General features: G+C 57.6%; 8 protein-coding genes. 1 reads left to right on the top strand and 7 read right to left on the bottom strand.

All coding sequences use genetic code 11. The features are described 5' to 3' along the window. Positions 1-127 precede the first annotated feature (127 nt). Complete coding sequence (gene rsmG, locus NW856_RS01555; RefSeq protein ID WP_414398743.1) at positions 128-910, bottom strand: 16S rRNA (guanine(527)-N(7))-methyltransferase RsmG; 783 nt, start codon at positions 908-910, stop codon at positions 128-130. After that, positions 907-1,896 carry a hypothetical protein gene (locus NW856_RS01550; RefSeq protein WP_414398742.1) on the bottom strand — a complete coding sequence of 330 codons (990 nt, stop codon included), beginning with the start codon at positions 1,894-1,896 and terminating at the stop codon, positions 907-909. Before NW856_RS01550 ends, rsmG begins: the two co-directional genes overlap by 4 nt. Positions 1,897-2,324: 428 nt before the next feature. On the opposite strand from NW856_RS01550, the gene guaA reads away from it, so the two are divergent. Then, positions 2,325-3,875, top strand: coding sequence for a glutamine-hydrolyzing GMP synthase (gene guaA, locus NW856_RS01545; protein ID WP_414331898.1), 1,551 nt, complete (start codon positions 2,325-2,327; stop codon positions 3,873-3,875). A 45-nt stretch (positions 3,876-3,920) separates the two neighbouring features. On the opposite strand, the gene NW856_RS01540 is transcribed toward guaA, so the two are convergent. The 5 genes from NW856_RS01540 to NW856_RS01520 all read right to left on the bottom strand — a co-directional run bounded on the left by NW856_RS01540 (position 3,921) and on the right by NW856_RS01520 (position 7,717). Then, positions 3,921-4,142 carry a hypothetical protein gene (locus NW856_RS01540; RefSeq protein WP_011432797.1) on the bottom strand — a complete coding sequence of 74 codons (222 nt, stop codon included), beginning with the start codon at positions 4,140-4,142 and terminating at the stop codon, positions 3,921-3,923. A gap of 2 nt (positions 4,143-4,144) precedes the next feature. Then, a complete protein-coding gene (locus NW856_RS01535; RefSeq protein WP_414329244.1) occupies positions 4,145-4,471 on the bottom strand; it encodes a hypothetical protein in 327 nt (108 codons plus the stop codon). 91 nt (positions 4,472-4,562) lie between these two features. Then, positions 4,563-5,600, bottom strand: coding sequence for a CobW family GTP-binding protein (locus NW856_RS01530; RefSeq protein ID WP_414398741.1), 1,038 nt, complete (start codon positions 5,598-5,600; stop codon positions 4,563-4,565). 451 nt (positions 5,601-6,051) lie between these two features. Beyond that, positions 6,052-6,999: a DUF4335 domain-containing protein gene (locus tag NW856_RS01525; RefSeq protein WP_414398739.1), complete on the bottom strand. Its 948-nt coding sequence runs from the start codon at positions 6,997-6,999 to the stop codon at positions 6,052-6,054. Positions 7,000-7,072: 73 nt separating this feature from the next. Next, entirely contained in the window at positions 7,073-7,717 is a 645-nt protein-coding gene (locus tag NW856_RS01520; protein ID WP_414341745.1) for a DUF3038 domain-containing protein, read from the bottom strand. Between the last annotated feature and the right edge of the window lie 192 nt (positions 7,718-7,909).

Below are 7,909 nucleotides of genomic sequence, written 5' to 3'. Positions count from 1 at the left end.
TCAATCCGAACCTCATGCCAACCACATCTTAGTCTTCCCAATGGCATTTGCAAAGCCATCCTTGCAGCTTTTTGTCCGAGAATTGGGAGAACTTTTGTAGCAAGATGGAAACTCAGGATCCTAACCTTCATGGGCGATTGCTTTGGCCCAACGGTTGGCGTTTGGGAGTGCCGGGAGAGCGGGGATAAGGAGGCGGCGTGGGGGCCACTTTCTCCAGCAATAGGCAGTGGCGCACCCCACGGCTGCGGGGTGTGGTGAAGGCTTCTACATGGATCAGTTTTCCGCCCAGGATCTTGAGGGCCCGCTCCAGCGTTTGGGCTTCTGCCTCGGTCCAATGGCCGCGATAGAGGATGGCGCGTCCCCCCACCTTGAGCAGTGGCAGACAATACTCGGCGCAGATCTCCGCCGAGGTCAGGGCCCTGGCCAGAGCAATATCATAGCTGCCCCGTTCCTGCGGGTCTTGCCCCCAAATTTCGGCCCGTTGAGCCACTGCCCGCGCTTGGGTGAGGGAGAGCCTTTGCAAGGTGTCCTGTACAAAGGCAATCTTGCGTTGGGTGCTGTCCAGCAGGGTAAAGCGGGTTTGGGGCAGGGCAATTTGGGCCGGGATCCCTGGAAACCCTGCCCCGGTGCCGATGTCGATCCCCCGCCAGGGTTGAGCTTGGATTGCCTCCCAGGATCCCAGCAGGCGTAGGCCCCGCAGCGAATCCCACAGGTGTTTCTCCCAAAAGTCGATGGGATCGGTGATGCGGGTCAGGTTCTGGGTTCGGTTTCCGGCCATCACCAGCGGATAGAGCTGTTGCAGTTGTTGCTGCTGCTGTTCAGAAGGCTGCCAACCCAGCTCCGCCAGCCAGCTTTCACACAGGGCCTTGAGCTGTGGGGGCTCAGAGGAAGGAGCGTCAGCCTTCTTCATCCCAGGGATCCCAGTTTCAATCCGGCAGGGATGGCTCTGTCGGCCCAGCCTTTCAGCTCTTGGGTCAAGCCCTGCAAAGAACGGTCGGTGCCCAGCAGCTCTTGGTTTAAGCAAACCAACTCCTGCAAATCCAGCTCCTGACAGCTGGCCCAATCTTCCGCCAGCAAGTTAATCGGCTGCGGCTGAGCCTGAAGCAACTGATGAGAGGCCAACTCCAGCTCTACATTCAAAAGCACCTGCTCCAACCGCTCTACCCGCTCCTGCATTTGCGCCAGCAGGGCTGCCAACTGCTGACAGCAATGGTGAACCCGCTGAGCATAGACCTTGAGCGGCAGGGTCAGCGTCAGCAACGACTCAGACAACAGTTGAATCAGGTGCTGGGCCTCCAGTTCTTCCAGTTGCAGGTCTTGCCAAATGGCGTGGTAAAGATGGAGCGAAAGACGACAGGTTTCCAGGCGCTGGTAGCAGGGCTGTAATACAGAACCGCGCAGCTCCTGCAGATAGTCGGCCCACAGTTGCCCAGCCTCTACTACCCAACCTGTCTGGAAAAAACTCCATCCCTGGGCCAACAGCCAACTGATCAACAGGCCCGCCAACAATTGGTTTTTTTGTCGCAACAGGAAAGGCGAAAGGTGCTCTCCCCAAACGGCTAACCCCAGCCAGATCAGGGCAGCCAAAGTCAAATGGGGCAAGCTGATCATCTCGGCCAACAGCTGGGCAGACCAGCGCTGGCGCAGCATCCAGATCACCCCGGCGCCCAAGCTGTACAGCCCTCCCCCCAACAGCGGGATCAACACCAGCCACAGGGGTTGTCCCCTCCACAGGTGCGATAGTGACCCATCTTCGCCCAGCGCATCCCAACTGAGCAAGTACAAAGCCAGCAGAGCCAAAACCACGACCCAGCCCTGCTGTCGCTTGAGACGGCGGGCTAGAAGACGACGGCGGCGGCGCAGATAGGTTTGAAAGGACTCGGCAACAATCGACATAAAAAAATGGCACTGCGGATCCCTACCAATACCCCCACCGGCCTGGAGCGCTCCTTCACGATCATAAGTCTTAACTTTGCTAGGTCATCTGGCTTCTGTATTGCGTTGTTGGCGGGAGTCATGCCCAGCCGGTGGCCAGCTTTTTCAGGGGCTCATCAGGCGGTTTTTCGGCGAGACTCCTCCGAGAAGCGCTGTTTTCTCGGCAAGCCTGACAGAGGCTTTTTAGAGCAGGCAGCCGCGTGCAAGCTCTCCACCCCTGTTACCATGGAAGAGCCCTTAATGTTTCTTTCGTATCCATCGTATCCATAGCCAAGCTAGTCTCTTGGACCGGCTTTTTTATTGTTTTGTTGTGCACTGTGCCAGGTTTTGTGATCCCTTCTGCATCTCCTCCCAGTTCCGGCTTTTCCCCCCTCGAAGTGCAGCGCCAGATGATCGTCATTCTCGATTTTGGATCCCAGTACTCTGAGCTCATTGCCCGCCGCATTCGCGAAACCCACGTTTATTCGGAAATCCTTTCCTATCGCACCACTGCTGAGCAACTGCGGCAACTGCAACCGCAGGGCATTATCCTCTCCGGGGGCCCCAACTCGGTGTATGAGCCAGCCGCTCCGGTGTGTGACCCCGAGATTTGGAACCTAGGGATCCCGGTTCTGGGGGTGTGCTACGGCATGCAACTCATGGTGCAGCAGTTGGGGGGCAAGGTGGAAGCAGCCCAGAAGGGGGAATATGGCCGTGCCGCTCTGCACATTTTGGATCCCACCGACCTGCTCACCAACCTGCCGGAAAACAGCATCATGTGGATGAGCCACGGGGATTCGGTTACCGAACTGCCGCCGGGCTTTCACACCTTGGCCTCTACCGACAACACCCCCTGTGCCGCCATTGCCGATCCAAGGCGTCGTCTCTACGGGGTGCAATTTCATCCGGAGGTGGCCCACTCAGAGGCTGGCGCCTTTCTCATCCGCAACTTTGTCTATCACATCTGCGGTTGCGAGCCCACCTGGACAACGGCAGCTTTTCTGGAGGAAGCCATTCGAGAGGTACGTGCCCGTGTGGGCAATAAGAAGGTGCTGTTGGCCCTCTCGGGGGGGGTAGACAGCTCTACTTTGGCTTTTCTGCTGCACAAGGCCATCGGCGACCAGCTCACCTGCGTGTTCATCGACCAAGGGTTTATGCGCAAGGAAGAGCCCCAGCGGCTGCTGCGCCTTTTCCAAGAGCAATTTCACATTCCCGTCCACTACGTGGATGGCCAGGAGCGGTTTCTCCGGCAGTTGCAGGGGGTTACCGATCCCGAAGAAAAACGCAAACGAATTGGGGCAGAGTTTATTCGCGTGTTTGAGGAAGAATCCCAGCGGCTGGGCCCTTTTGAGTACTTAGCCCAGGGCACTCTCTACCCAGACGTGATCGAGTCTGCCAATACCCATGTGGATCCGGTTACTGGAGAACGCATTGCCGTCAAGATCAAAAGCCATCACAATGTCGGCGGCCTGCCCGAAAATCTGCGCTTTAAGCTGGTAGAGCCTTTGCGCAAGCTCTTCAAAGACGAGGTGCGGCAACTGGCCCGCTCTTTGGGTCTGCCGGAAGAGATTGTGGGCCGCCATCCTTTTCCGGGGCCGGGGCTGGCCATCCGCATTGTAGGCGAGGTTACCAAAGAACGGCTGGAAACCCTGCGAGAAGCGGACATGATCGTGCGGCAGGAGATCAACCGCTCCGGCTACTATCCCAAACTTTGGCAAGCCTTTGCCGTGCTGCTGCCAGAGGTGCGGTCGGTGGGGGTGATGGGGGATAAGCGCACCTATGCCTGCCCGGTGGTGGTGCGGCTGGTTACCAGCGAAGACGGTATGACCGCCGATTGGGCGCGAGTTCCCTACGACCTCTTGGCCACCATTTCCAACCGCATCGTCAACGAGGTGCCCGGCATCAACCGCGTGGTTTACGACATCACCTCCAAGCCCCCTGGCACCATCGAGTGGGAGTAGGCGGGATCCCTTGCGTCTGGCCTCGATTCCCGGCTGGATCGATGGCTACCTATGGCCAGCTTCCGGCAGGGAATAGGAAGGGCTTGAGCTGAAGGGCTGAGCGGCTTGGACTTCCATTCGGGCCAAAGTCGTAGCGGCATCCGCCAGTTGCAGAGCAAGGTTGGCACGGCTAATCGGATCCCGGGCATTCCAGAGATCCTGTCCCAAACAAAACACCCGATAGCGAAAGGCTTTGATCGAGCGCGATGGGATGACCTTGACAGTCATGGCTACAACCTCTTCTCCACAGAGACGTGAATAGTCAGCAGAACCCGCTCGGGCTCAAGGTAAACAAATGTTACCAAAACAACCTCGTCCTCAGAGGTAATGCTTACCGGGCAGGTGGCTTTCGGGGGTTCCACCCGTTCATGCCGTACCCCCACAGTGTATTCTCCAATTGGCAGGTCATCAAATCCAGCGTCCGCATAGATCAACTCAATGGTTTCTTCTGCAATCAACTGCCCCTCTCGCTCCAGGAAACTGAGAAAAGGGATCCCATCGATAGAGGTGAGCGCGTTGTTGGCCTGGTTGCGGATCATCACGAAGATGTCGGACATGGAGGGTGCGCCATCACCTCAGGGGTTTATGATCGAGGGTGCTGGAATGTAGCCCAACTTTCTTTAGCCTGGACTGCCGCCAAGTCCTGATTCAGCGACCAAACCCTTGACCCCGCGTGGCCGGGCGGGCAAGACAGGCTTGGAGTTTTTTCCGCAACCGGGCTGTATCGAGGCGCTGACCGATGAGCACCAACTGGTTTTTGGGCTGGCGAGGCCAATCATCGCTGCTGAGGGTATAGCGCCGACCGCTGAGGTGAAAGATATGTCGCTCTGGGCTTTCCTCGAACCACAACACCCCTTTGGCACGAAAGACTGCATCGGGCAACTCGTTGAGAAAATTTTGGAAAGCATCCAAAGAGAAGGGCTGATCGCTCTCAAAGGCTAGGGAGTTAAAGCCGTCGGCCTCGATGTGGCTGGGATGGGAGTGGTGATGGTCATGATCGTGCTCATGGTCATGGTGGTCGTGACTGTCGTGATCATGGGCTTCTTCTTGGGGCAAGGAACTGGCCTGAAACAAATCGGTATCCAAGATTAGCTCCAGGGGAACTGCGCTGTTGACGGTGCGCAAAATGCGGGCATCTTCTTTGATCTCGCGGATGCGTTTTTCCAGACGCTCGATCTCGGCTTCCTCGACCAAATCGATTTTGTTGAGGAGAATCACATCCCCATAGGCAATTTGGCTGTAGGCCACGTTGCTGTTGAACAGATCGGGGGCAAAGTTGGTGGCATCTACCAGGGTGATAATCGAGTCTAGCCGCGTCAGATCTCGCAATTCTGGCCCCAAAAAGGTGAGGGCCACCGGCAAGGGATCCGCCAATCCCGTAGTCTCCACCACCAGGTAGTCGATCTTGTCGGAACGTTCCATCAACCGCAACACGCTTTCGGCGATGTCGTCCCGGATGGTGCAGCAGATGCAGCCGTTGTTCAGCTCCACCAAGTCTTCTTCGCTGGAGACGATCAGTTCCGCATCGATGCTGATCTCGCCGAATTCGTTGACCAGCACCGCTGTGCGCATCCCTTTCTGGTTGTTGAGGATGTGGTTGAGAAGGGTGGTTTTCCCACTGCCCAAAAAACCTGTGATGATGGTGACAGGTAAGCCTCGCTTAGGCACTTCGATGGTTGCGGTCATAGAGTGGCAGCGATCCGAATAGAGGAAACTCTTCCACTTTACCCTCATTGCCCTTGTCCCCTGAGGCCGGGTGAACCTCTCAGATGCGGTCGGTAGAGCCTTTGCGCCTCGGCATTGGCGGCGTCGCCAGTGTGGCCCTGGCTCTCCCAACTCGGCGGCCTCTCTCTTTACTGGCTTACTCTTCAGGGTCAGATCGCTTCCTCTAATCCCCCGGCCCTGAAAGTATGGTCATTTCAATGCAAACTAGGACACTGCACCCTACACCTAAAACGCTGGCCGAGTCGTCGCGTCAGCGTTGCAGAGCAATAATGCACGGAACCAGAAAGCTTTCCTCAGTAGCCCAGGCGTCTCACCCTAACCTGAAACAACTATAATCCTCTGAAAGCTCCAGAAACAATGTCTCTGGGTAGACCACAGTACAGAGCCACCCTAGCTTGGCCTGTCAAGATGCCTACCTGTCCTGAGTCACTTCCACCTGGTTGCCCGGCTCTAGGCTGACGCGGAACTGTTGGGCGCCTGCCGGCAAGGGATCCGGCGGTAGCTCCGGCAGGTCGGCAAATGGGGTTTCGGCTCGGCGCTCCCGGGCCAGCGCATCCTCCGGCTCGGCAGCCAGCAGGGATCCCGTCCTATCCACCGTTACCCGGTAGACAAAGCTCTCTGGCCAATCGGGGGGAGACTGCCACTGCTCTGCCAAAATGTCTCGCAGACGGGAAAGGGGATCCGCCCCTGCTGCCTCTCTTCCCGCTGTTGGGTCAGATTCTTGAGGGGATGTGGCCAAAGGCTGCGATTGACCCGTCAAGGCAGGGATGGTGAGCTGCTCTTGCGGGGAAGGGGAACCTGTGGGATCCCTAGGGGGGCGACTGGCCCAGATCCCAACACCGGCCACAACTGCGATCCCGCCCACCAGCAGGGCAGCGATCCCGGTGGGCTGTCGATACCAAGCCCGCGTCACCGGAGTTCCCAGATTGGCCAGTTGGGGAATGTCATCCGCCACCTGGGAGAGGTTCTCCAGCAGGTCGTACAACTGCGTCATCGACAAATCCACCTGCGCGATGCGATCTTCCCCTTGGCGCACCGTGAGGCGATGAAAAATAAAATCAAGCGGACGGATGGCCACGGTACCGCTGAAGGTTCCCTTGGGTTCCCCACTCAAGTGGGATCCCACGTAGCGGTCGATTACGGTGATCAAATCGTTGAGCCAAACGTTATCGCCGTGTAAAGTTTTGACTGTCTCCCCCTGGCGGATTTCCAACTGACACTCGAAGCTGCGCTGGATGGCTTGCAGCGGCGGCGTTGCAGAGGAGTCTGAAGAATTGGAATCGGCAGGGGCTTCTCCCCGTACAGTCAGCGTAGAAGTGGGTTGTTGATAGGTGTGGCTAATCAGGGTGAGGCTGGGCATGGCAACTGCGGGCGAACAACACGGGTAGAGGGCTACAGAGGCGATAACAGAGGTGATAATTGACGAACCTGCCTCAAGAAGAGGGTGAGGTATCGGGGCCGGAGCTGTGGGCTACCCCCTCTTCTTCCAGATCGCTGCCGGCAGGCAAATCCATCTCAGGACGGCTGAGCAAGGCTTTCCACAGGCGCTGAGCGCCTTTCGGGCTACTGTAGAACATCAGCTCAATCAAGATGCGCAGGGCCAGCTCGGTGAGGCTATTCTCATCGCGCACGTCCCCATCCACCATGCGGCTGCGGTAGTGAGAGAGGAATTCATCCAAGTAATCTCCCACCAGCGGCTGACGGAAGGGGCTGAGCTCTTGATCGACAGCGGCTTCCAGTTGCTCCAAGGTGCTGCGGATACGGGCTTGTTGCTGAGCAGCCAGATAGGCAATCACCATCACCAGGGCGCGGGCCTCTTCGATATCGACCTTTTTGCGCCCACCGCTGCTGCGGCGCAAGGGGTTAGCATTGCGCAGTCGCCAGAGGGTCACCCGGTCGCCAATCTGCTCTTCCAAGTTGAGGGCTTTGGCTGCGGCCAGAACCGCTTCGGAACTTTCTCCGCTCAGGGACTCCAACCCCAGCAGTAGCAAGTCCAACTGGGCTTTGATGGTACCGGTGGCTGTGTTCAGGCCAACGGGCCGACTGTCTAACTGAATGTGCTTGTGTTCCACCGTCACGCTGTCAATGGGAGCTTTGGGTTTCGACGAAACTCTATGATCTCTTGTCCGAGCCAAACCTGCAACCTACCCCCCCGCGCTTGCAGGAAAAAAAGACTTTCTGGCCTTTGCTCTGGGCAAGGGCTTGGCTAACGGGATCCGACAGGCAGGGACTTATGTCTTTGTCGATCTGGAGAATCCTGTTGGCCAGCC

It is taken from the genome of Synechococcus sp. R3-13 (assembly GCF_047462195.1).
GTDB lineage: Bacteria > Cyanobacteriota > Cyanobacteriia > Thermostichales > Thermostichaceae > Thermostichus.
Note: the sequence above shows the minus strand (reverse complement) of the source record. Positions and strands in the feature narration are given on the sequence as shown.

Coding starts and splice junctions, on each gene's coding strand:
- rsmG (WP_414398743.1), bottom strand. CDS start 910: ATGAAGAAGGCTGACGCTCCTTCCTCTGAGCCCCCACAGCTCAAGGCC.
- NW856_RS01550 (WP_414398742.1), bottom strand. CDS start 1,896: ATGTCGATTGTTGCCGAGTCCTTTCAAACCTATCTGCGCCGCCGCCGT.
- guaA (WP_414331898.1), top strand. CDS start 2,325: ATGATCGTCATTCTCGATTTTGGATCCCAGTACTCTGAGCTCATTGCC.
- NW856_RS01540 (WP_011432797.1), bottom strand. CDS start 4,142: ATGACTGTCAAGGTCATCCCATCGCGCTCGATCAAAGCCTTTCGCTAT.
- NW856_RS01535 (WP_414329244.1), bottom strand. CDS start 4,471: ATGTCCGACATCTTCGTGATGATCCGCAACCAGGCCAACAACGCGCTC.
- NW856_RS01530 (WP_414398741.1), bottom strand. CDS start 5,600: ATGACCGCAACCATCGAAGTGCCTAAGCGAGGCTTACCTGTCACCATC.
- NW856_RS01525 (WP_414398739.1), bottom strand. CDS start 6,999: ATGCCCAGCCTCACCCTGATTAGCCACACCTATCAACAACCCACTTCT.